Raw genomic sequence first — 22736 nt, 5'->3', positions numbered from 1 at the left:
CCCGGCCGGTCCCCCACCCGTGACCACCCACCCCCTGACCAGCACCGCGTGACCGGCATCCAGGAAAGGACGAGACGATGAACACCGACGAGATCCTGGTCGGCTATGACGGGTCCCCCGACGCGGGAGTCGCCGTGGACTGGGCGCTGGCCGAGGCGCGGCGCAGCGGCCGCCCGGTCCGCCTGGCGTACGTCTTCGAGTGGCTGACCGTCGCCGGTTGGGTCGGCCCCGGGGTGGCCCCCGGGATCTGGCCGGACGACAACGCCCGGCGGCAGGTCGAGGAGCTGGTGCACAAGGCCGCCTCGGACGCCACCGCCGCGTGGCCCGGCGTCACCGTGCACGGTGAGGTCTTCGACGGCCCGCCCGCCCTGGTGCTGGAGGAACGCTCCGCCGAGGCCGGTCTGCTGGTGCTCGGCAGCCGGGGCCACGGCGGCTTCACCGGCCTGCTCGCCGGCTCCACGGCGGTGCCGGTGGCCGCCCACGGGCACTGCCCGGTGGTGGTGGCCCGGGAGGCGCAGGCCAAGGCCGAAGGCCCGGTGGTGGTCGGCTTCGACGGCTCCGCGCAGGCCGGCACGGCGCTCGGATTCGCCGTCGAACGGGCCGCCCAGCGGGACGCCCCGCTGCGGGTGCTGCGGGCCTTCGAACCGCCGGACGACCGCTGGCGGCCCTCCGACCCCGACGCCGAGGCCAGACTCGCGGCGGACCGGGCCGAGATCGAGGAAGCCCTCGCCGGATGGCGGGAGACCTTCCCCGAGGTCCCGGTCACGGTGGAGATCGCACCGGCCCGACCGGCCGCCGCGCTGGTCGAGGCGAGCCGGGACGCGCAACTGGTGGTGGTCGGCAGCCGGGGCCGGGGCGGCCTGCGCGGGATGCTCCTCGGCTCCGTCGGCCAGCAGCTCATCCAGCACGCGCACTGCCCGGTCGCGGTCGTCCGCGAACGCTGACCACCCCAACCCCGACCCCGGCCCCACCCGCCCGGCCGACGGGTCCACGGGCCGACGGGCCGACGGGCCGACGGGTCCACGGGCCGACGGGTCCACGGGTCCACGGGTCCACGGGTCCACGGGTCCACGGGTCCACGGAAGCATGATCGACTCGCTTGGGTCGATGTTGCGGTATCAGGTCGCCAGGTCACCGCAACATCGGCCCAAGCGAGTCGATCAAGGCCGGGATGGGGCCAGGCGGAGTGCGTCGCAGCGGAGTGTCGACGGCCGGCGGGGCCAGGAGCCAGCGGGGTCGGCAGGTCGGGCCGGGATCGGACGGGGGATCGCGGCGGCCACCGGCGGCTCAGAGCGGGCGGCTCAGAGCAGGCAGCTCAGAGCAGGCAGCTCAGAGCAGGCAGCTCAGAGCAGGGCAGCTCAGGCCGGTGCGTCAGGCGGGGCGGCTAGGGCGGGATGGGTCAGGCGGGTCGCGCCGGCCAACGCCAGCACGGCGATCACGTCCACCCCGAACCGCTGCCGCAGCACCGTCCAGACCGCCGGCACCAACGCCACCAGGGTCACCAGCGCCAGACCCCGTCGGCCGGGCCACGTCAGCCGGGCCACGTCAGCCGGGCCCCGTCGGCCGGGCCACGTCGACCGGCGCCCACAGTGCCGCCCCGACCAGCACCGCCCCGGCGAGCAGGGTCAGCGGCGTCCACTCGCGCCAGCACACCCGGTGCCCGCCGACCGGCCGCTCCGGAACGCACCCCCGCTGTTCCGCGCACACCTGCGGATCGTCCCAACGCACCGCGCCGGCGACACCGAACAGAGAAACCACGGGCCGAAATGCCCGTCCGGGTGGGACCTGCCGCCCATGCCCGGGACGGGGTGGGCGGGGCAGGATGGGACGGTATCCCCGCCCGTGGACCGACCGGGTGGGGCACGATGGGAGAAACGGAAAGGTCGTACCGATGAGCCACCAGACGCCCGCGACGGACCGCCCGCTGACCACCGCGCTCGCGGAGGCAGCCGCGACGGCCGGCCACGCCCCGTCGGTGCACAACACGCAGCCGTGGCGCTGGCGGGTCCTGCCGGACGCGCTCGAACTGCGGGTGGTCCGGGACCGGCAGCTCACCGCCGCCGACCCGGAGGGACGCCTGCTGGCGCTGAGCTGCGGCGCGGCGCTGCACCACGCCCGGGTGGCGTTGGCCGCCGAGGGCTGGACGGCGGTGGTCGAGCGGCTGCCCGACCCGCAGCAGCCGGACCTGCTGGCCCGGTTGACCGGTCTGAGCCGCTCCGGGGCCGACCCGGACGCGATGCGTCTGGTGCAGTGCATGCAGGTGCGGCACACCGACCGTCGACCGGTCAGCGACGAGCCGGTGCCCGCCGAGGCGATCGACGACATCACCCGCGCGGCGGACGACGAGGATTCCCGGTTGCAGATCCTCGACGCCGACCAGGTGATGGAGTTGGCCGCGACCGCCTCGCACGCCGGCACGGTGGAGGCGGAGGACCCGCAGACCCGCGAGGAGTTGCAGTACTGGACCCACCGGGCCGGCACCGGCACCGGCCTGCCGCCGGAGGTGCTGCCGCAGGACCAGCCGCAGACCACCGTCCCGGCCCGCGACTTCGGCAGCCCCGGCAACCTGCCGGTGGGGCCGGGGCACGACAAGGCCGCCGTGTACGGGCTGCTCTACGGCGACGAGGACGAACCGGACAGCTGGCTGCGGGCCGGCGAGGCGCTCTCCGCGCTCTGGCTCGCCGCCACCCGGCACGGGGCGTCGGTGGTGCCGCTGTCCGGCGTGGTCGAGGTGCCCGGCACCCGGCAGACGCTGCGTCAGCTGCTCAGCGGGCTCGGCTACCCGTACCTGGTGCTGCGGATCGGGCTCGCGGACCCGGCACACGCCGGCCCGCCGCACACCCCGCGGTTGCCCGCCGCGCAGGTGGTGGACACCTCCGCGGTCCGCGACCAGCAGGCCTGACGATCTCGTGTCGTGCGGTCACCGGGCGGTAACATCGCCCGCGTGGCCGCCAGCACCCCGACTCCCCGCAACGAACATCCGACCCCGTCGTTGGGGCTGAGCCCGTTGTCCCGGGTCCGCCTGGACGAGTTGCTCCAGGAGATGCTGGACCGGGTCGGCGACGTGGTGACCAGCCGGGAGCGACTGCGGGCCCTGCTCGACGCGGTGGTCGGCATCGGCACCGACCTCGACCTGCGCAGCACCCTGCAACGGATCGTGCAGGCGGCCTGCGAGCTGGTCGGGGCCCGTTACGGCGCGCTCGGCGTGATCGGGCCCGACCGGCTGCTGCACGACTTCATCACCCACGGCATCGACGCCGAGCTGCACGCCAGGATCGGTGACCTGCCGCACGGGCGGGGGGTGCTCGGCCTGCTGATCGACGAGCCCCGCCCGGTCCGCATGCCGGACATCACCCAACACCCCCAGTCGTACGGCTTCCCGCCGCACCACCCGCCGATGCACAGCTTCCTCGGCGTGCCGGTACGCATCCGCGACCAGGTCTTCGGCAACCTCTACCTGGCCGAGAAGCAGGGCGCCCCGGAGTTCACCGAGGACGACGAGGAGATCGTCGTGGCGCTGGCCGCCGCCGCCGGGGTGGCCATCGAGAACGCCCGGCTCTACGCACTGGCCCACCGCCGGGAACGCTGGCTGGCCGCCACCGCCGAGATCACCTCGGTGCTGCTCGGCGAGGTGCGTCGTACCGACGCGTTGACCCTGGTGGCCCGGCGGGCCCGGGAGGTCGCCGAGGCGGAGCTGGCGCTGGTGCTGCTCTATGACGAGGACGCCGGCCAGTTCACCGTCGAGGTGGTCGACTCCGCCGACGGTGACGCCGAGGGGCTGGTCGGCGCGGTACTGCCGGCCAGCGAGACCAGCTTCGCCGGCTCGGTGACCGAGCGTCGCCGCGAACTGCTCGACAATCTGGCCGAGGCGGCGCCCTGGCCGGTGCCGGTGGTCGCCGGCCCGGCCGTGGTCTCCCCGCTCGCCGCCGCCGACACCCTGCACGGGGTGCTGGTGGTCGCCCACCCGCCCGACTCCGGCCGGGCCGCCGACGCCGACGTCACCCTGCTGGCCAGCTTCGCCGGTCAAGCGGCCCTGGCCATGGAACGGGCCCGGGGCCAGGAGGAACGGGAGCTGCTGGTGGTCCTGGAGGACCGCGAGCGGATCGCCCGGGACCTGCACGACGTGGTGATCCAGCGGCTGTTCGCCACCGGCCTGCAACTGCAGAGCGGCGCGATGCACGCCCGGCCGGACGTCGCCAAGCGGATCAACGCGGCCGTCGACGACCTCGACGCCACCATCCGGGACATCCGCCGCACCATTTTTGAGCTGCGTACCCCGATGAGCGCGGCGCTGCGCACCGAGATCCGGGAGGCGATCGACGTGGCCGCCGGGTCGCTCGGCTTCCGCCCCGCCGTGGAGCTGGACGGCCCGATCGACAGCGCCGTGCCGGAACCGGTCCGTCCCGACCTCACCGCCGTGCTCCGCGAGGCGCTGTCCAACACGGTACGCCACGCCGAGGCCGACCGGGTCGCCGTCGCCGTCCGGGTGGACGCCGGCCGGGTCACCGTGACGGTCACCGACGACGGGGTGGGCTGTGACCCGGCCGCCGCCCGGGGCGGCCTGGTGAACCTGCGGGAGCGCGCCGAGCGCCACGGCGGCGAGTTCGAGGTGCGCCGGGTCCACCCGCACGGCACCCAGCTCTGCTGGTCGGTCCCGCTGCGCGACTGAGCTGGAAGCTGGCTGCTCCTGGGCGGCCCGGCGGTTCGCGTGCCGTCGCCCGGCAGCCGGTGGGGCCGGTGGGGCCGGTGAGCCGGGTCGCCTCGGGCCGCGCCCGGAGGGTCGCTTCCGGCCGTGGCGGCGGCCGATAACGTCGGCCGGTGGGTCAGTGGCGTTGGCCGAGGAGGCGGGTGGCGAGGACGGCGGCCTGGGTGCGGCGTTCCAGGCCCAGCTTGGCCAGCACGCTGGAGACGTAGTTCTTCACCGTCTTTTCCGCCAGGAACATCTTGCCGGCGATCTCCCGGTTGGTCAGCCCCTCCGCCACGTACTCCAGGATGCGGCGCTCCTGCTCGGTGAGACTCTTCAGCTCGCGGGGCTGCTCGACGCCGCTGCGGATGCGCTCCAGCACCCGGGTGGTGATCGCCGGGTCGAGCAGCGACTGCCCGGCCGCGACCCGACGGACCGCGTCCACCAGGTCGGTGCCCCGGATCTGCTTGAGCACGTAACCCGCCGCACCCGCCATGATCGCGGCGAACAGCGCCTCGTCGTCCTCGTACGAGGTGAGGATCAGCCCCTTGATCGACGAGTCGACCGCCCGGACGTCCCGGCACACGTCGATGCCGTTGCCGTCGGGCAGCCGGGCGTCGAGGATCGCCACGTCGGGACGGAGGGCGGGAATGCGTCGGGACGCCTCCTGCGCGGAGCCGGACTCGCCGACCACTTCGATGTCGCCGCTGCTCTGCAACAGGTCGGCAAGGCCACGGCGGACGACTTCGTGGTCGTCGAGGAGGAACACCCGGATCATCCCTCGTTTCTACCCGCCCGAACCGGCCGGTGCACGGGTCGAAGGTCCCTAACCTGGCGCGTCGGGCCGGGAAGTGCCGCCCGGCGACCGGGGCGGCACTGTGTTGCGCGCGCAGGATGGCCAGGTCGGATCGAGGGCACCCGGCGGGTCGGGGAGGGCGGCCCGGCGGGTCGGGACGTCCGGCCCTGCCCGGCCCACGCCCGGGTGACGGACCGTGGAGGGGAGCCACCACCGGGAACCGGGTCGGCGTCGGCCGACCGGGGCGACGCGTTCCCCGCTCGGGGTGGAGCGGCACGAACCGCCACGGAAGGAGCACGACCATGGGCACCGGGTACACCGAGGAACAGCTACGGGCCGCCGTCGCGGACGCCGTCCGCGCACCCTCCCTGCACAACACCCAGCCGTGGCGGTTCCGGCTGCGCGACGGCGGGATCGAGCTGTCCGTCGACCCGGCCCGCCGGCTACCGGCCACCGACCCGAGCGGCTGGGGCACCCGGATCGCCGGTGGGGCCGCCCTGTTCAACCTGCGGTTGTCCCTGGCCGTGGCGGGCACCCCGGCGACCGTCCGGCTGCGACCGTACCCGGCCGACCCGGACGTGCTGGCCCGGCTGGCCCCGGAACTGCCGCGCCGCCCCACCCCGACCGAGCAGAGCCTCTACGCGGCCATCCCGCGCCGGTTCAGCAACCGGGCGCCGTTCTGGCCCGACCCGGTGCCGGCCGACGCCCGTTGGCGGCTCGGTGAGGCCGCCCGCGCCGAGCAGTGCTGGCTGGAACTGGTGATCGGGGTGAGCGCCGTCAACGCCTTCGCCGAGGTCGCCCGCAGCGCCCACCGGGTCCTCGAACGCGACCCCGCCTACCGCGCCGAACGCGCCGACTGGGTCCGCACCGAGCCCGCCCCCGACGGGGTCCCGGCCCGCGCCGGCGGACCGCAGACCGAGCCGCAGGACCTGCTGCCGTCGCGGGGCTTCGGCGGCCTCGATCGGGCCCCCGGCCGCGACTTCGAGCCGGAACCGCTGGTGGCGGTGCTCGGCGCGGCCGGCAACACGGTCGTCGACCAGGTGCTGGCCGGGCAGGCGTTGCAACGGGTGTTGCTGACCGCGACCGATTCGGGGCTGGCGGTGTCGATGCTGTCCCAGCCGATCGAGGTGTCGGGGGCGCGGGAGGCGCTGCGGCTGTCGCTGGGGCGTTTCGGCACGCCGCAGATGGTAATGCGGATCGGGTACGGCCAGCCGGGGGTGGCTACGCCGAGGCGGAGCGTCGACGAGGTGCTGGACGTGGCGGTGGCACCGCGCTGACTACCGCTCTCCTCGAGCAGTCCGACTACCCTTCACGGGCGACGGCTTCGGGGGCGGGGACTGCGTAGATCTCGCCACACTCCCTCAGCCACGACGAGCAGGCCCCGCCAAAAGCCCGCAATCGCGCACCAAGCATTGAGCCAGCCGAGCCAAGACCCCTCGGCCAAGACCGACTGGCTCAAAACTGATCCACAGGATCAAGCTCGGCCCCAGGTTGCACCGGGCTGCTCGGACGCCCACCAACAGCGGCCTATTCATCCTTGCGCCTGGACGATCACTGGCCGAGGCCGTGACGATCCCTTCACCGACCACCTGAGCATGTGGTTCCGGGGATCGACGCCGCACCGCTACGCGGCAGCCACCGGGGAACTCGCAACCTGCCACAGCCCCGAAGGCAGCCGTAATTCGAGGTATATAGAAGAGTTACTCGCTCTTGACAGCAGCCCACACGCACACCAGCGTCTCTCAACGCGTACCGGCATGGCTCCATCACCATCAGCGACAGAGCCATGCCGGCATTCCATCAGCCAAACGACGTGCGAAAAATCCTCCTAATCTCTGCTTTCTGTTCGGCGATGGAGGCGACGTCTGCACAGTCAGCCGGCGCGAAGACGTCTACCAAGTCTTCGTCGGATGCTCGAACTTCGGGCCTGAGGCAATAAGCCAATCTTCCGTTGCTCATCTGCCGCGTCATCCCGGACGGACTTACATTTCTCCTCGCCCCCTGGCAACACAACAGGAGACCCTTCTTCTCAAGTGCCTCGCGTAGTGAGAGCAGGCAGTCAAACAGATCAACTCCCGGAAAACGCCGCTCCTCATCACCACCTATTCGAGCCATGATCACAGCAGGGTTCTCCGACACGACACTGAGAGCAACCTCAACGCCGCTTGGATCACCGTTTCCGCAGGCCAGAAGGTCGAAATGAGGTCCGGCCACCTCGTCTCACCTTCCTCCATAGTTGGGATTCGCAATTCGCGTACCGTCGGGCAGCCGACACGAGACGATACACTCGGGGCCTATTCGACCTGGCACAGCAATCTCTCGTTCATGGGAAAACGGGTTACCAGGGAACTCTTTGTTCACGTCCCGCCCACTCGCACGAACCTCGTAGACGTTACCACCGCGCCCAATAGCAACCCGCTCACTTGTTGTTGTAGCCACGTATCCGGAATCCCGAGACCACCCCGATGCATGTTCCATCAGGTCCATGTTGTTACCTCGCGGCTCGAATCCAGCCTCAAAGATCTCATCTGGACCACGAGTGTCACTTCGATAAAGGGTTCCACCGCCGCAGTTGTGTACGAGGACCGGCGTTTTGCCGGCGAGCACATAGTACGTGTGGATGTCGGCGACGGTCAGGTCGTGCATGACCTTCGTGGCCGTGTACGAGCGCGAGGCCCGCAGCGTCACCCGCTTACCGTCGAGCGACCGCAGCCGCTCCCCCACCCGCAGCTCCTTGGCGTCGACCCAGTCGTGGCGGGTCTCGCTCCAGAACGGGTGGTGCTGGGTGGTCTCGATGGTGGTCTGCTTGCCGGCCGCCGCGACCCGCAGGTCGGTCAGCTCGGTGTCCTCGTGACGGTGGGTCCGGGTGACCTCCCGGTCCTCCGTCCGGCCCGTCTCGGGGTCCGTGGCGACGACCTCGTCGCCTTCCTTCAACTCACCGATGGCCTTGGTGCCGCCGGCGGCCATCACCACCTTGGTCGAAGGAACGAAGCTGTGCCGCTTTATCTGACACGAGGCCTGCTCGATGACATCATCGGCCCACTTCGTCTCATCGGACCACTTGATAAGGGCTTTGGCGGCCCGGCCGATCAGCTTGACTGCCGAACCGGCCTTGCGGGCTAGTTGGATGGCCTTGCCGATCGGCAGCATGCCGACGAGCGACCAGGCACATGCCGCCAGGTCACCGTGGATGCAGTCCAGGATGTCTTTGACGCCAAAGAAATCGAGTAGAAGCTCACCACCGGCCTTGATGATGATCGAGACCGCGTTCTGCTTCTTGATCTCGTTGGCCCGTTTGATCTGCTCGTTGGTGGGAGCACCGTTTTTGCCGCCCCCCTTTCCGCCCCCACCGCCGTTGCCCCCACCGGCATTGTTGGCCGCCTGGGCCTCAGCCCAGTCGTCGTCGCCACACTTGCCGTTACAGCCATCGTTGTTCGCCGCGCCGTCGTGGAAGTTGCCGAACATGTCCTCGAAGTCGCCGCTGTGGCAGGCATCGTCGGCACACGCCTTGAGGCCGGTCGGGTCGGAGAAGGTGATCGGGCTGTTGTTGCTGTAGGCGTAGGCGTTCCACTGCTGCGGGTCGGCCAGGTCCTGCACCGGGTCGACCGAGACGAACCGACCGAGGCCGGCGTCGTACTGTCGGGCCCCGATGTGGGTCAGGCCGGTGGGGTCCTTGTCGCCGCCGACGAAGCCCTTGCTGTTGGTCCAGAGCGGCGGGTTGCCACGGGGGTCGCCGTACGGGGTCTGCCGGCGGATCGTCACCGCCTGGGTGGCGGCGTTGACGGCCGTCTGCTGGGTGCCCTGGTGATCGGAGAAGAGCCAGGTCAACGCGGTCGGCGTACGGTTGCCGACCAGTTTGCCGGCGAAGCTGTAGTAGCGGGTGCCGGTGACGATGGAGCTGTTGTCCCGCCGGATCTCCTGGCCGGGCAGGTAGAGGGTGGTGCCGGTGGTGTCCCGCCGGACCAGCCGGGCACCGTCGGCGTCGTAGATGTTGGTCTCGACGGTCTGCCCGCCGACGCTCACCGAAGCGAGCCTGCCCTCGGCGTTCCAGTTCAGGGTCTGGGAGTTCGCGCCGGTCGTGCAGTTGTTCGCGGCACCGCTGACGGGCCGACAGCGCATGTTGCCGACGTTGTCGTAGCTGTAGTTGGTGGTGACGTCGGCCTGACCGGGCACCTCGGTCAGGACCGAGGTGACGGCGTGCGGACGGACGACGTTCGCGCCGCCGGTGGGCGTGGTGTACGTCCGGACGGTGTCGCCGGCGGCCGTGTGCACCTTCTCGGTGCTCCGGTTGCCGACCTCGTCGAGGGTCCACTCGTGCCAGTACTGGGCCGGTCCGCCGAGGTCGGCGACCTTCGGGTCGGCGGCGCAGTCGACACCGGCCTTCGGGGTCCAGGCGTGCCGCATCCGGCGCAGCTCGTCATAGCGGAAACACTGCGTGTCAGCCACCCCGACCTGGGGCGTGTCGGCGATCGACAGCATGTTGCCCGCAGCGTCGTATTCGTAGTTGGTGTCGCTGACCCGGCCGGTGGCCGTCTCCGGCTTGACCGTCGTGCGGGTCACCCGGCGGGTCACCGCGTCGTAGTAGGTGTCGTCCTGGACGTAGACCCCGCCGTCGGTCTTGCGGGTGGTCAGCGTGGGCTCGCCGTAGCGGGTGTAGTCCTGCCCGATCACGTAGCGGCCGACGTTGGTCAGGTTGGAGGACAGCTGGGTCGGCAGGCCGGTCGTCGCGTCGTACCCGGTCTGCACCGTCTCGGCGGTCAGGCCCCCGGCGGCCGGATAGGTGATGCTGGTGGGGCTGCCGTCGTACGACGAGTAGCCGTAACTGTAGATCCAGGTGCCGGCCAGGCCGCTGCCCTCGTTGGCGGGGATCACGTAGTTCGCGCCGGTCGGCTGGTAGCGGGTGTTGAAGGTCCGCGCCTGCCACTTGTAGGCGTTGGTGGAGCCGGCCGACTCGTAGCGGATGCTCTCGGTCAGCTGGCCGCGCAGCGTCTGCCCGGTGTAGAGCTTGTCGTACTTCCACTCGGCCAACTTGTTCGCCGCGGCGACGCTGCCGGTGTAGAGCGCCTTGCGCCGACCCATCCCGTCGTACTCGTTGACCAGCACGGTGTTGTTGAGGTCGGTGGTCGTCTCCACCTCGTCGTACACCGTGTAGGTCGTCTGGGTGGTGCCCTTGTCCGGGTCCTTCGCGGTGATCTGCCGGCCCTTGACGTCGTAGGTGTTCACCCACTCGTTGCCGTCGGTGTCGGTGACCTTGGCGAGCTGACCCTTGCGGTTGTAGGCGTACGTCGTGACGAGATCGGGGGTGGCCTGGGCGTCGTCGGTCTGCTGGCGCAGCTCGATGGTCCGGCCTTCGATGTCGGTCTTCGTGGTGGTGACCGTGCCGCCCTCCGGCGGGGTCACCTTGACCGAGTCACCCAGGTACTTCGTCGTGGTGCGCCACTTCTCCACCAGGTTGGTGACGCCGTCGGTGCCGAAGAGGATCTGGTCGGTGGCGCGGGAGGCGTTGTCGTGCAGCGTCCTGGTGACCGTCGGCACGGACCACTCCGGCTCCCACCAGAGCGCGCCCTCGGGCGTGCCCGGCTCGGCGTGCGCCTGGTAGCTGGTGGCCGCGCGGCCGGTCGCGTCGTACAGGGTGTCGGTGACCACCCGGTCGCCGCCGACCCCGGCGGTCTGCGTCTGCCGGGGACGCAGGAAGGCGTCCTTGATCTCGTACGAGGTGAGATAGCCGCCGCCCGCGTGCAGCTTGCGGGTCTTCGTGTACGGGTAGGCGTCCCGGTTCGGCGCGTACGAGTAGGTGTGCTCGACCGACGGGGTCGTCGGATGGTCCACCTTCGCCCAGCCGACCTCCCAGCCCTTGGCGAGTCGACCCATCGGGTCGTACTCCAGGTCGGCGAGACGGCCGTTGTAGTCGGTGGTGCGGACGGGTTGACCCCAGTAGGGCCGGGTGTCGATGGTGTTGACCCAGTCGGCGGTGCCACCGTTCGGGTCCGGCGTCCTGGTGGTCACCGTGGTCACCGGCCCGCCGGTGGCCGGGGTGTACACGGTGGTCACCGTCCGACCGCGGTTGTCGGTGGCGGTCAGCGGCCGGCCGTACGCGTCGAAGGTGGCCTGGCTGGTGGTCTGCCAGACGGTGCCGCCCGCGGACGACCAGTCCTTGAGCTTGTCGATCCGGGTGACCTCACCCCGGATCGGCGCGGTGTCGACGCTGCTCGCGCCGTCGTAGAACTTCCGCTCGTCGGCGACGATGTCGGCCTGGGTTGCCGGCGCGGTCGCGCAGGGCACCGCCTTGACGGTGATCTGCTTGACGGTCTGCAGGATGTTGGCGGTGGCGTTCCGGTTGTAGAGGTAGGTGGTGCACTTCTCGTCGCCGGTGCTGGCGACGTCCCCGTCGGCCTGGATGGTGTCGGTGGTGCCGTACGTGTCATTGAAGGTCGACACGGTCCGCGCGGTCCGCCAGCCCCCGGCCCCGTCGACGCCCAGCGCGGTGGCGTTGTAGGCGACCCGGGTGTTGGTGTACCGGGCGGTGACCTCGTCGTCGTTGATGGTGCGGGTCGCGGTGGCCGGTGAACGCCACGGCACGTTGACCGTCTTGGAGACCGGCTTGGTGTCGACGCCGTTGTAGACGACCTGTTCCCGGACCATGCCGGCGAACTGGTCCTCGTCGTACACCGTCTCGGTGCCCAGGCTGGCGGCCACGGTGACGGTGCGCTTGGCGTTGCCCGACCTGCTCACCCGGTCGCCGTGCATGCCGCGCAGGAAGGTGGTCCGGGTCAGGGTCTGCGCCGGGGCGTCGCCCTTGCGCACCTCGACCTGGCCGTAGCCACGGAACTGGTTCCAGGTCTTGCGCTTCGGCTTGACCAGGCCGTTGTCGTCGGCGAAGTGCCAGGCCGGGGTGCCGAGGTAGCTGTAGTAGGTGTTCTGCACCGGCTGGCCGTGGTCGGTGCTGCCGACCATCACCTTGATGTCGGACTCGGAGACCTGCGTGACGACGTACTTGTGCCAGTACTCGGTGAGTTCGACGTCGGCGTCGGACGGGTCCGGGCCGACCACGGGATAGCAGCGGCGGGTGTTGGTCTCCGGCGCGGACGGCAGACTGGTGGAGGTGCAGTCGCGCTGGCTGTAGCTGACCTGGATCTTGCCGCCGGTCTCGGTGAGGATGTTGCCGATCCGCATCCGGTTGTTGCTGGTGTTGTTCTTGGTGAGCACCCGGTTGGGCATCGACACCGGCTCGAACGTCACCGGTGGCATGGTCGCGGTGCCGCCGACCAGACCCTGGTGCACGAGCGAGGTGAGCCACATGCCGGCGTGGTCACTGCCGTCACCGACCGCCGGATAGGTGTGTCCCAGGGTCCACGAGTCGACCGGCTGCCAGGCGGGCGTGGTCTTCGTGGTGTCCCAGACCTGGGTGGTGACCTTCGACAGCCGCTTCGTGGTCCAGAACGTCGGGCCGTAGTTCTCCCCGCAGTTCGCCGCCCCCGAGGCGCAGTCCTGGTCCCACGGGACGTCCTTCCAGTGTGCGGCGTCGTGGGTCTGGCAGTCCGCCGCGCACCGGTCCTGTGTCTCCAGCAGCACCTGTGCCAGCGGGGTCACCGACCGGTCACTGGTGCCACGGTCCCAGGTGCCGTAGTCGATCCGCTTGAGCACGCCGCCGCGCACGTACTCGGCCTTGTTGGTGGAGGTGGCGTTCTTGGCGTACCGGTTGAGTTCCTTGTCATACCAGTACGACACGGTGTTGCCGCGGGGGTCGACGACGTAGTCGAGGTTCCACCGCCACGCCTGGTCGCAGAAGGACGACGCGAACGACGACACGTTGCAGGGCTCGTTCGGGTGGTTGCCGGCCACCGGCACGGTCCAGGCGGAGTTCGTCGCGGTGCTCTGCCCCGGGAGGTTGTTGCGGCCGAAGAAGTACTGCACACCGTCCGGCGTGGTCACCTTCCAGTGCTCGCCGTCGTTGTCGCCGTTGGTCGCCCCACCAATCTTCTCGATCTTGGAGCCGTCCTCGTTGCGGCTGTGCCAGCCCTTGCCCGCCTCGTAGACCAACTCGCCGCCCCGCCCGTTGAGCGACATGGTGGCGTTGTCCGAACGCCAGCACTGGTCACCGGTGCGGTTGGTGCTGTTGTTGCCGCCGGACATGTCGTCGGCACACGGCACGTAGCTGCGCTCGATATAGCCCGACCAGAGGTCGAAACCCTCACCGACCCAGGACGGCTGGCTGTTGGACGCGTCGGACTGCCCGTCCACCTTGTCGGAGGTGTAGGAGAGTCCGAGGCTGGGCGCGGGGCCGCCGATCGTCGGCGGCATCCGCATCGGGTACGACCAGGAGAAGCCACCCGTCGAGGTGCCGGCCGACCAGGTCGCGCTCGCCGACATCGGGGTGGCCGCGAAGTCGCCCTCGGGACCGGACGCGCCGGCGGCCAGCGCGACCAGCGACGGAGCCGTAGTCCCGGCCCGACCGGCAACATCCGCACCGAGGGGCACCTCGGCGCTCACCGACGATCCGTCGTTGCGCGAGGGCAACGGCTGCGCCGCGCATCCGGCCCGGTCCGGGGTCCGCAACGCGCACTCCGGCACCTGCCACAGCCGCAGCCGGGACGACCAGTTGCCGCCGAAGGCGTTCCGGAAGGCCCGGTAGTCGACCGAGACGGTCACCGCGCTCGATCGCTCCGCGGCGGTCGCGCGGTCGGCACCGCTGCCCTCGGCGGTCCCGCCGAGCCGCAGCAGCAGGCCGTTGCGCCAGCGTTCCGGTGCGGCGGCCCGGTCCAGTATCTCCACCGAGACCGCTGGCGTGTCGGCTCCCGCCACGCCGGGTGCCCGGCTCACCGTGACCGGCAGCTTTCCCGCCTTCACCCGGGCCGGTGCTGCCCGGCGCTCGTCGTCGACGGCCGGTAGGGTCACCGACGCCCGGCCTGGAGCGGGCCACACCGGCGGGCTCAGCTTCGCGCTGGTGGCTGGGCTGGTGGGATTAGCCCTCCCCTGGGCGGTCTGCCCGTCCCGGTCGAGCTTCTCCCGCTGTCGGCTGAGGGTGACCGACCCCGGGGACGCCTGGGCGGGCACCGTCATGCCGGAGACGACCAGTACGGAGGTGAGCACCGCCGCGACCACCTGGGTGAAGCGGCGCCTGGGGGCAGCACGTCCTACAGAGGTTTTCACCAGACTCCCAGTGGGGATCGCGTACGCGGCTGACGGGGGTGTGCGCGTGGTGCTCGGCGAGCCGTCAGCCGGTGACATCGGCTTCCCTGACGGCTTCGGTCTCGTTGATCTCACGGACGTCGTTGTCACTCAGCGCACCCTGGTAGAGACCCACGTCGTCGATGTCGCCGTGCCAACGGTCGACCAGCTGGGTGGCGCCTCCGGCGGGAGTAAACAACGCGGCACCGACATAGAGCGGCCCGGTCGCGTCGAAGGCTCCGGTGAAGGCGCCTGAGCCGAACGGGGTCACCTTCACAAGGTCACCATTGACGTAGAGACGGACCTGCCGACGGGATGCGTCGTGGACGCCCACGAGGTGGGTCCAATGGGACAGATCCTCTTCCTCGGTCAACACCCGGGAAGTCATGAATGCCTCAGCGAGCCGGCTGCCGATGGGTTCGATGTCAGCGCCGAAGACGCTGAACGACCAGTAGTTGACGGGCTGTCCGTCCACAGTCCTGATGCGCTGGCCAAGATAGAACGCGGACTGCTTCGTACCGATCTGCGACACGGCGGTCTGAAAGCCGAGTGACCTCGGCTGGACCCAGGCGGAGACCGAGAAGGACTGGTCGGTACGCAGCACCCGCCCGTCCTGCCAATCAGGATTCAGCGGATCGTTTCGCAGATCGTTCTGGCTGCGCCCGTACTCGACGGTCGGTTGGGCGGGATCATCGATGGCCTGCGAGTCGAAGGAGAGGAAGCTCGCACGGCTGCCGTCGCCGACGTCGACGCCCTTGGTGAGGGCCAGCCGACGGCCGAAGGCGGTGTTCTCCGGACTCGTGCAGAGGGTCCAGTCGGCGGGGTTGTCCTCGTAACAGCCCGTGGCACCATCGAAGGTCCACTGACCCACCCGGGTCGGCTTGAGCATCCCGGGCTCGTCGAAGCCGCCGGAGCCTTCCTCATCCCGGCGCTGCCCGGTGAAGTCGTGAGGGACCAGCGCTCGGTTGTACACCTGCATCTGGGCGATCGATCCGCGGAAGAGATTGTCCGAGACGCCGCCGCCAGCATTGCGCCCGATCTGGAAGGCATTGGTGGCGTTCCAGGCACTCGTCCAGGGTGCCGAGGCGACGGGTACCCCGTCGACGAACAAGGTCATCAACTTCGCCGGGTCGTCGTAGGAGAAGCCCAGGTGCTGCCACCGCCCGACGTCCGCGCTCGTGATCGCAGTCGGTGCGCTCTCCGAGGTGTAGGTGCCGGCACAATCGGCGCTACGGGTGGTCATGTTCCACTTCGGTATGCCCGCCGCGACGTAGACCCCGAAGAAGAAGCCGTACCCGCAGTCGCCACTCTGGGTGGCGATCGCCATGCTCTGGGTGGGCAGCGCGGACAGCCGTACCCATGCCGCGACGCCGTACGACTTCGAGGTGTCGACCACCGGCCCCGTCGTGCGCAGATTCGACGAGGTGCCGTTGAAGGTGGTGGTCGCGCCCTTGACGATCCGCACGTCCGGGGCCCACTCGACGTTGCTGGCCGTCAGCGGGGTGTCGCCACCCAGCGCCGGCTGGGCGTCCGCCAGGGCCGCGCTCGTACCGACGCCGGGCAGGGTCTCCAGGCCCCACCGCGCGATCGCCGGCGACGGTCGGCCGGCGATGAACTCGGCGGAGCCGTCACCGGGGTTGCCTGCGCTGTCGTACGCCCGGACGTGCAGCGTGTTCTGGCCGTACTTCGGCACGGACAGCGACACCGAGCCGATCCGGTAGCAGATGTTGGTGCCCGTCGGCACGTGGTAGCTACAGGCGGAGGTCGCCGGGACCTCGATGGTGCCAGGGAAGGTCCAGCCGTACCGGAACTTCGTCACGCTGGTGTCGGTGGAGGCGAAGCCGAAGGTGACCTTCTCACCGGGCGTGGGCTCATCAGGGCCGTTCCGGGTCACCACCACCGGCGGGACGGTGGTGTCCACCCGGAACTCACACCAGGCCGACCAGCCGCTGGTCTTGCTGTACGGCGCGGGGTCGGTGGCCCGGGTCCGGAAGGCGTACGCCTGGCCCTGGGTCAGCACGGGCAGTGCGGCGGTGGTGGAACGACCGCCCGCCGGCACGGATGCCCCTGCGGGGGCGGGCTTACGGGGGGTGGAGTCTCCATAGGTGCCGGTGCTGGGGACCTGCAGCCATTCGTAGGCGGTCGTCAACGCCTGGGTGCTGTCGGCGTCGGGGAAGATCCCCGAGAAGGTGGGAGTGAGCGTGCCGATGCTGATCCGCTGGCCCGGAGCACATGCCACCCCGGACGCCTGAAGGCTGTGCGGCGCGCCGGGCACCGAGTCGTAGTCGACGACGAGCTTCGCGCTGTTGGGCCAGAACTTCTTCCACCGGTCGGTGGTGGACTCACCCGAGCCGTCGGTGCCACTACAGGCGCAGAACCCCACGGTCACGTTGGAGTAGTTGTTCGTGGCATGGGTCTGGATGAGCGACGTCACGGCCGACCCGGTGAAGTTGACAGTCATGTCCGGCTGGGGAGAGTCCGAGCAGCCGAAGCCCTCGTTGGCGTGGGACTGTGCGGTCGACTTCTGGCTGTGCAGCTTGGGTGCCCACGTGGTGCGCGGTGTCGAGGCGATGCCGTTGGAGTGGTACAGGTACGTCGGCGTGTCGGTGCAGGACCAGGAGTGGTCCAGCTTCATCTGCACGTACGCGGACTCGATGTGCTTGCCCCTGATGGCGGACAGCGGGAAGTCGAAGTACGAACGGTAGATCTTCCCCGAGTCAGGGTCCTTACCGACCCGGGCGATGGTGGTATCCGTGTTGTTGGAGTTGTTCTGTGTGGCGTAGGCCCACCGGGACTTCGCCGTCGACCAGGCCGGATCGATGAACACCGGGAAGGTGGCCTTCCCCCCGGTCAGCAGCTGCGGGTCGGGGCGGAGGACCAGCTGCCCGTCGGAGACCTCGGCGCGGACGGCTGCGGTCCTGGCCCGGTCACCGGGTACGGCGGCCGTGGAGCTGGTCGAGGGCCCCGGCCTGGTCACCGTCCCGCCGGACGCCCTGCCCGCCAGACCGGCGTCGCCCGACCCCGTGGTCGAATCCCACATCACCGCCGACTCGGCCGATGCGATCTCCTGGCCGTCCACGACGGCGGACAGCCGCCCGCCCGCGCCCTGCCTGACCTGCGCCTCGCCCCCGAGGTCGAAGCGCAACTCCCGTAGGCGCGCGTTTGCTGCGGCCTGTGGTGTCCGTACCACGAAGACGTGGGTGAAGCCCGTGTGCGTCGCGCGCAACACCAGATCGGTGCCGGGAAGCACCTCCGCGTACGTGGCCGCCTCACCGGACACCGTCGGCTTCGGCAATCCGTCCGGCCACGACAACGACAACGTCCTGCCGGCGCGCGACAGCACCACCGCCGGGCCGCGTCCACCGTCGGAGAACCGCACCTGTGCCGCCGAGGCCTTCGGCACCCAGCCGTCCGCCGACCGCCGCAGCGACAGGTCGATGTTCACCCAGGACCCGTCGTCGCGTTTCACCCGCTGTGGCATCACCGCCGCCTCGGCGGTGAATCCGCCAGACGGATTGGCGAACAGTTGGGTCAACTCGGTGCGGGCGGATCCCACCTCGACCCGGTGACCCGACCGCCTCGCGGCGGTCACCGCCGAGGCCGCATCCGGTGCCACCGAGACATCGCCCACCGCCCGCGCAGGGGACCCCGGCGTCGCCTGCGCCGCCCCGGCTCCCGTCGCCACCGAACCGGCGAGCAGTCCGGCCAGGGCGACGAGTGCGGTCACCCGACGCCCGGCTGTCGGTCCGCCAAGGCGTGTGGGGTCGGTAGGAGCGGGTGTCACGATGCCTCCACGGGCGCAGTCAACGGCAGAATGTGCAGACGGGATGAGTAGGGCGACCGGCTCCCGAGTTCGCGCGAGGGCGGCGGCGCCGGGCGGAGGAGAGCCCTGGACGCGTGGACGCTGTCCACCGGACGCACCACCACGAGGGCCCGGCGATGAATCGCGCCAGCCCAGGCAGCAGCTAGCCACCGTTCACCATGGAATCCCCCGTGCAGATGAGCACCAGCGGTCGAACCCTAAGGGCGGTTAACGCTGGTTGTCTACATTGATTACCTTGCGTAGACAACAAAAGGAACTAATGGCTATATTTGGATCGCCCGATGTACTGGGCATCCGCCCTCCGAAGCGGGCAGCACCCGCCCGAAGCGACCGAGGATGCGTGGTCAGGCTGGATGGTGGGTGGCGAGCAGCGCGGCCTCCCGGGCCAGGTCGAGGCCGACGGTCGACCGCACCGGCCGCCCCGCCCGGGGCGGGACCGCGCCCACCCGGTCCAGCCAGCGCCAGGTGTCACCGACCGTCTCGGCCACCGGGCGGCAGGCCAGTCCCGCCGCGTACGCCTTCTCGACGCCACGCTCCTGCAACCAGCGGTACTCGTGGCCCGGCGGAATCCAGATCGGCAGGTCGTTCCACGGTGCGATCCCGGCGGCGAGGATCACCTCGGGGTCGGTCCAACGCAGCCGGGCATCGCCGCCGGTCGCCGCCACCGCCTCGGCCAGCAGCCCGCCCATGGTGGTGTGCCCCGGACGGCTGATCACGTTGAAGGCACCACCGACGCCCTCGGCGACCCGGTCGAGCGTGAAGGCCGCCAGGTCCCGGACGTCGACGTACTGCACGGGCAGGTCGGTCGGCCCCGGGGCGAGAACGTCACCGCCCCGGGCCACCCGGCGCAGCCACCACGGCAGCCGGCCGATGTCCTCCCCCGGCCCGAGGATCAGCCCGGCCCGCACCAGCAGTGCGCGTTCCCCGAACACCTCGGTCGCGGCCAGTTCGCCGCCCGCCTTGCAGCGGGCGTAGTCGTCGTCGCGGATGTCGTCGGCCGACGCCACCACCACCGGCGATTCCTCGCCGACCCCGGGGAGCACGGGCGGGGCGTAGACGGAGCCGCTGGAGACGTAGGCGTAGTGCCCGGCGGAGCGCAGCAGCGTGGCGGCGTCGCGTACCGCGTGGGGTGCGCCGTCCCAGGTGTCGACCACCACGTCCCACCCGCCGCCGGCCAGTGCAGCCAACCCGCCCGGCACGGTCCGGTCACCCCGCAACCGGTGTACGCCCGGCGGGGTGTCCCCGTGTAGCCCCCGGTTGACCATCGTCACCGTCCAGCCCCGGCGTACCCCCTCGGCCACGATGGCGGATCCGACGAACCCGGTGCCACCCAGCATCAGCAGTCTCATGCGTCCCAATCTGCCGCCTGAGGGCACCGACGCGGCACCCTGTTCACCGGCAGCGGATCTGCCGTCGGCAGAACCCCCGCACCACCCCGACCCCACTGGGTTCCCAGCGCACGTGGTGGGGATCGGGCCAGGATGGGTGGTTTCCTCAGGAACGCTCATGCCGCTGGGGCATGTTTGTGACGCGCAGGCATGAAGGTCTCTGCGCGAGATGAACCACCCGACCGGGTTGCCGGGAGCAGGGCCACCCCCGGCCGCACGACGCCTTGGCCTCCGGCGGAATGACCGGGCACCCACGGTCGTTACATCTCCCGTACGACCGCAGCAGCACCCGGCCAGCCCGCATGCTTGCGGGAATGGTCCCGGGACCCCGGTCGTTACACCTGACCCTGACACGAGCGGCCACCGCCCCACGCGGCAAGCCCCACCGGAACCCCCGCAAGCACTTCCCCCGTATGAGCGCCCCCGACGTGGTGCCCACGCCCCCTTCCGCAGCCCGTCCCCACGGGCGCGTCCGGCCTACGGGCTGGTCGGGGCGTCTACCCCCGAAGGAGCTTCCCCATGAACACCACCATCATGAACACCACCATTCTGCGTAAGAGCGTTCTCGGTATCGCCGGTCTGGCCGTCGCCGGTGGTCTGGCCGCCGGCCCGCTGAACCACGGCGCCCCCGACACCACCACCCTCGACGCCCGTCCCGTCGCCGCCACCGTCCAGGCCGACAAGCCGGCCGTGGACAAGGGCAAGCTGATCCCGCACGGCGTGCAGGGCGACCAGTCCCGCATCGACCTGAACGACGAGCAGACCGGCAACGTCAAGGCGATCATCGCCGCGACCAAGAAGTCGGGCCTGGACGAGCGCGCCGCCGTCATCTCCATCGCCACCGCGTTGCAGGAGTCCAAGCTGGAGAACCTCGGCCACCTGGGCGACCGTAACGACCACGACTCGCAGGGCCTGTTCCAGCAGCGCCCGTCGTCCGGTTGGGGCACCGTGGAGCAGATCACCGACCCCGAGTACGCCACCACCGCGTTCCTCAAGGGCCTCAAGCAGGTCGACGGCTGGCAGGACATGCCCCTGACCAAGGCCGCCCAGACCGTCCAGGTCTCGGCGTACCCCGACCACTACGCCCAGTGGGAGCAGCAGGCCGCCGACCTGGTCACCGCGCACTGGAACAGCTGACCCGACGCACCGCCCACGCGAAGGCCCCGGCTCTGTTGAGCCGGGGCCTTCGCGATTCTCTGGTGGGCGATACTGGGTTTGAACCAGTGACCTCTTCCGTGTCAAGGAAGCGCGCTCCCACTGCGCCAATCGCCCGTGGTCGAGAGCGGACGACGGGATTCGAACCCGCGACCCTCACCTTGGCAAGGTGATGCGCTACCAGCTGCGCTACGTCCGCGTGCCACCCGGTCTCCCCGGTGACGGGGTGAACTCTACCTCATTCCAAGATCGCCCGCCGGGCCGACCCCACCGGTCCGCCCGGCCCGGCGATCGCCCTGCTCATCGACGCGCCTGGCGATAGCAGTCGAGGGCGTCGCGGTGCCGGCCGAGGTGGTGGTGGGCGAAGCCGAGGCTGTCCCACGCGTGCGCCTCCCAGTAGCGGTTCCCGGTCTGCTGCTGCCGCACCAGGGCCTGACCGCAGTAGTCCAGCGCACGGGGGTAGTCGCCGAGTTCGGCGTAGAGCTGCCGGGACCGTTCCAGGTGCTCGTGGGCCTCGTCGTACGCGCCGAGGCGCAGGCAGGCGATGGCCCGGTGCGGTGGGCGCGGGCCTGCCCGTCCCGGTCCCCCACCGTCGTGGCGGCCCGCAACGCCAACTCCTGGGCACGGGACTGGCCAGCCCAGGCGCCCACCCGGTCGAGGTAGGTGTTGACGCTCCACGCCACCTGCCAGGCGGCGTGGGTGGGCAACCCGTGTTCGACGGCCAGCCCGATCGCGGCGAGTAACGCCCGGTGCTCGGCGGCCAGCCACGCCCAGGCCTCGTCCCGGTCGGCCGGCGCGACCACCGCCGTCCCGGGGTGCGCCGCCGGCAGGTCGATGTCGTCGCGGTGCTTGTGCAGCAGCAGAGCAGCGGTGTAGGCGGTGTGCAGGTAGTGGTCGAGCAGCCGGCACAGCACCGCCCGCCGCAGAGCGGCCGGCGCACCTCGGCCGGCGACAGGGCGGCGAGGCTGGCGGCTGCCGGCACGGACACGTCGGGCCCGGGGTGCGTCCCGAACGCCCGGAACAGGTCGGCGGCTGCCGGGTCCAGCCCCCGGTACGACCAGGACAGCACCGCCCGGGCGTCGATGCCGGCCTCACACCGTTGAACGCGTCGAGGGCGCCCCGGCTCGCGGTCAGCTCCGCAGCGAACCGGTCCAGCCGGAAATCCGGGTAGCTGGCGGCCCGCGCGGCCACGATGGCCAACGCCAGGGGCAGCCCGGCCGCAGCGGCGACGATCCGGTCCACCGCCTCCGGCTCCGCCGCGACCCGGCCCGCGCCCAGCCGACGGGACAGCAGTTCACGTCCCTCCGCCGGGGAGAGCAGACCCAGCGGCAGAGGTCGGGCCCCCTCGGCCGTGACCAGCCCCGGAAGCTGGTTGCGGCTGGTCACCAGGACCAGGCACCCCGGAGAGCTGGGCAGCAGCGGACGCACCTGGTCGGCGTCACGGGCGTTGTCCAGGAGCACCAGTACCCGCCGGTCGGCGAGCAGCGCCTCCCGGCCGGTCTCCCCCACACCACACCCACCCGGCGTCGCGACGTCCCCTGGAAGAATCGGAGCCAGAATAGACATCGAATCGACGCAGAGCGATCGTCTCCCACAAGCCGGGAGAACCCACCCGGGTGGGTTCGGGCTCCGCTGCGGAGGGGGCACCGATGCGCCCGGCCAGTGGCGGCGACCGGCGGGGAAAGCAATAGGGTCACCTCCCGATACCGGAAGGTGACCCTA

General features: G+C 70.7%; 13 protein-coding genes and 2 tRNA genes. 5 read left to right on the top strand and 10 right to left on the bottom strand.

Translation table 11 applies throughout. The annotated features are described in order from the left end of the window. The first annotated feature begins 77 nt into the window (after window positions 1-77). A complete protein-coding gene (locus tag ACQP1S_RS08940; protein ID WP_432905085.1) occupies window positions 78-944 on the top strand; it encodes a universal stress protein in 867 nt (288 codons plus the stop codon). 414 nt (window positions 945-1358) lie between these two features. Here the strand turns inward: ACQP1S_RS08940 and ACQP1S_RS08935 are convergent, their stop codons facing one another. Continuing rightward, window positions 1359-1544 (bottom strand): hypothetical protein, encoded by a 186-nt coding sequence (locus tag ACQP1S_RS08935; protein WP_432905082.1) that lies wholly within the window; start codon window positions 1542-1544, stop codon window positions 1359-1361. Between the two features lies 1 nt (window position 1545). Further along, window positions 1546-1758, bottom strand: coding sequence for a hypothetical protein (locus ACQP1S_RS08930; protein ID WP_432905079.1), 213 nt, complete (start codon window positions 1756-1758; stop codon window positions 1546-1548). Between the two features lie 133 nt (window positions 1759-1891). Between ACQP1S_RS08930 and ACQP1S_RS08925 the strand changes: the two genes are divergently transcribed. Together ACQP1S_RS08925 and ACQP1S_RS08920 are read left to right on the top strand one after the other, a co-directional pair. Further along, a complete protein-coding gene (locus tag ACQP1S_RS08925; RefSeq protein ID WP_432905076.1) occupies window positions 1892-2902 on the top strand; it encodes an Acg family FMN-binding oxidoreductase in 1011 nt (336 codons plus the stop codon). A gap of 96 nt (window positions 2903-2998) precedes the next feature. Next, window positions 2999-4669: a GAF domain-containing protein gene (locus ACQP1S_RS08920; RefSeq protein WP_432907905.1), complete on the top strand. Its 1671-nt coding sequence runs from the start codon at window positions 2999-3001 to the stop codon at window positions 4667-4669. Between the two features lie 154 nt (window positions 4670-4823). Here ACQP1S_RS08920 and ACQP1S_RS08915 read toward each other — a convergent pair whose 3' ends face one another. Beyond that, window positions 4824-5462, bottom strand: coding sequence for a response regulator (locus tag ACQP1S_RS08915; RefSeq protein ID WP_432905073.1), 639 nt, complete (start codon window positions 5460-5462; stop codon window positions 4824-4826). Window positions 5463-5782: 320 nt separating this feature from the next. Here ACQP1S_RS08915 and ACQP1S_RS08910 point away from each other — a divergent pair, with 320 nt between their 5' ends. Continuing rightward, the gene (locus ACQP1S_RS08910; protein ID WP_432905070.1) at window positions 5783-6757 is read left to right on the top strand and encodes an Acg family FMN-binding oxidoreductase; all 975 of its coding nucleotides are present in this window, start codon (window positions 5783-5785) and stop codon (window positions 6755-6757) included. Between the two features lie 523 nt (window positions 6758-7280). On the opposite strand, the gene ACQP1S_RS08905 is transcribed toward ACQP1S_RS08910, so the two are convergent. From ACQP1S_RS08905 to ACQP1S_RS08890, 4 genes are all read right to left on the bottom strand, one after another. Then, entirely contained in the window at window positions 7281-7694 is a 414-nt protein-coding gene (locus ACQP1S_RS08905; RefSeq protein ID WP_432905067.1) for a hypothetical protein, read from the bottom strand. Between the two features lie 6 nt (window positions 7695-7700). After that, window positions 7701-14570 (bottom strand): polymorphic toxin-type HINT domain-containing protein, encoded by a 6870-nt coding sequence (locus ACQP1S_RS08900; protein ID WP_432905064.1) that lies wholly within the window; start codon window positions 14568-14570, stop codon window positions 7701-7703. Between the two features lie 124 nt (window positions 14571-14694). After that, a complete protein-coding gene (locus ACQP1S_RS08895; protein ID WP_432905061.1) occupies window positions 14695-18375 on the bottom strand; it encodes a LamG-like jellyroll fold domain-containing protein in 3681 nt (1226 codons plus the stop codon). 440 nt (window positions 18376-18815) lie between these two features. Beyond that, window positions 18816-19820, bottom strand: a complete 1005-nt coding sequence (locus ACQP1S_RS08890) for an NAD-dependent epimerase/dehydratase family protein (protein ID WP_432905058.1) — start codon at window positions 19818-19820, stop codon at window positions 18816-18818. Between the two features lie 573 nt (window positions 19821-20393). Here ACQP1S_RS08890 and ACQP1S_RS08885 point away from each other — a divergent pair. Beyond that, on the top strand, window positions 20394-20996 hold the full coding sequence (locus tag ACQP1S_RS08885; RefSeq protein ID WP_432907902.1) for a hypothetical protein: 603 nt from the start codon (window positions 20394-20396) through the stop codon (window positions 20994-20996). A 60-nt stretch (window positions 20997-21056) separates the two neighbouring features. On the opposite strand, the gene ACQP1S_RS08880 is transcribed toward ACQP1S_RS08885, so the two are convergent. From ACQP1S_RS08880 to ACQP1S_RS08870, 3 genes are all read right to left on the bottom strand, one after another. Then, a tRNA-Val gene (locus ACQP1S_RS08880) sits at window positions 21057-21131 on the bottom strand. Window positions 21132-21140: 9 nt separating this feature from the next. Further along, window positions 21141-21213, bottom strand: a tRNA-Gly gene (locus tag ACQP1S_RS08875). 101 nt (window positions 21214-21314) lie between these two features. After that, window positions 21315-22580, bottom strand: a complete 1266-nt coding sequence (locus tag ACQP1S_RS08870) for a tetratricopeptide repeat protein (protein WP_432905055.1) — start codon at window positions 22578-22580, stop codon at window positions 21315-21317. Between the last annotated feature and the right edge of the window lie 156 nt (window positions 22581-22736).

This window comes from Micromonospora matsumotoense (genome assembly GCF_050951065.1).
Classification (GTDB): domain Bacteria; phylum Actinomycetota; class Actinomycetes; order Mycobacteriales; family Micromonosporaceae; genus Micromonospora; species Micromonospora matsumotoensis.
Note: the sequence above shows the minus strand (reverse complement) of the source record. Positions and strands in the feature narration are given on the sequence as shown.

What these genes read in the sequence shown, in the direction of transcription:
- ACQP1S_RS08940 (WP_432905085.1), top strand. Translation starts at nt 78, where the DNA reads ATGAACACCGACGAGATCCTGGTCGGCTATGACGGGTCCCCCGACGCG.
- ACQP1S_RS08925 (WP_432905076.1), top strand. Translation starts at nt 1,892, where the DNA reads ATGAGCCACCAGACGCCCGCGACGGACCGCCCGCTGACCACCGCGCTC.
- ACQP1S_RS08915 (WP_432905073.1), bottom strand. Translation starts at nt 5,462, where the DNA reads ATGATCCGGGTGTTCCTCCTCGACGACCACGAAGTCGTCCGCCGTGGC.
- ACQP1S_RS08910 (WP_432905070.1), top strand. Translation starts at nt 5,783, where the DNA reads ATGGGCACCGGGTACACCGAGGAACAGCTACGGGCCGCCGTCGCGGAC.
- ACQP1S_RS08890 (WP_432905058.1), bottom strand. Translation starts at nt 19,820, where the DNA reads ATGAGACTGCTGATGCTGGGTGGCACCGGGTTCGTCGGATCCGCCATC.
- ACQP1S_RS08885 (WP_432907902.1), top strand. Translation starts at nt 20,394, where the DNA reads ATGAACACCACCATTCTGCGTAAGAGCGTTCTCGGTATCGCCGGTCTG.
- ACQP1S_RS08870 (WP_432905055.1), bottom strand. Translation starts at nt 22,580, where the DNA reads ATGTCTATTCTGGCTCCGATTCTTCCAGGGGACGTCGCGACGCCGGGT.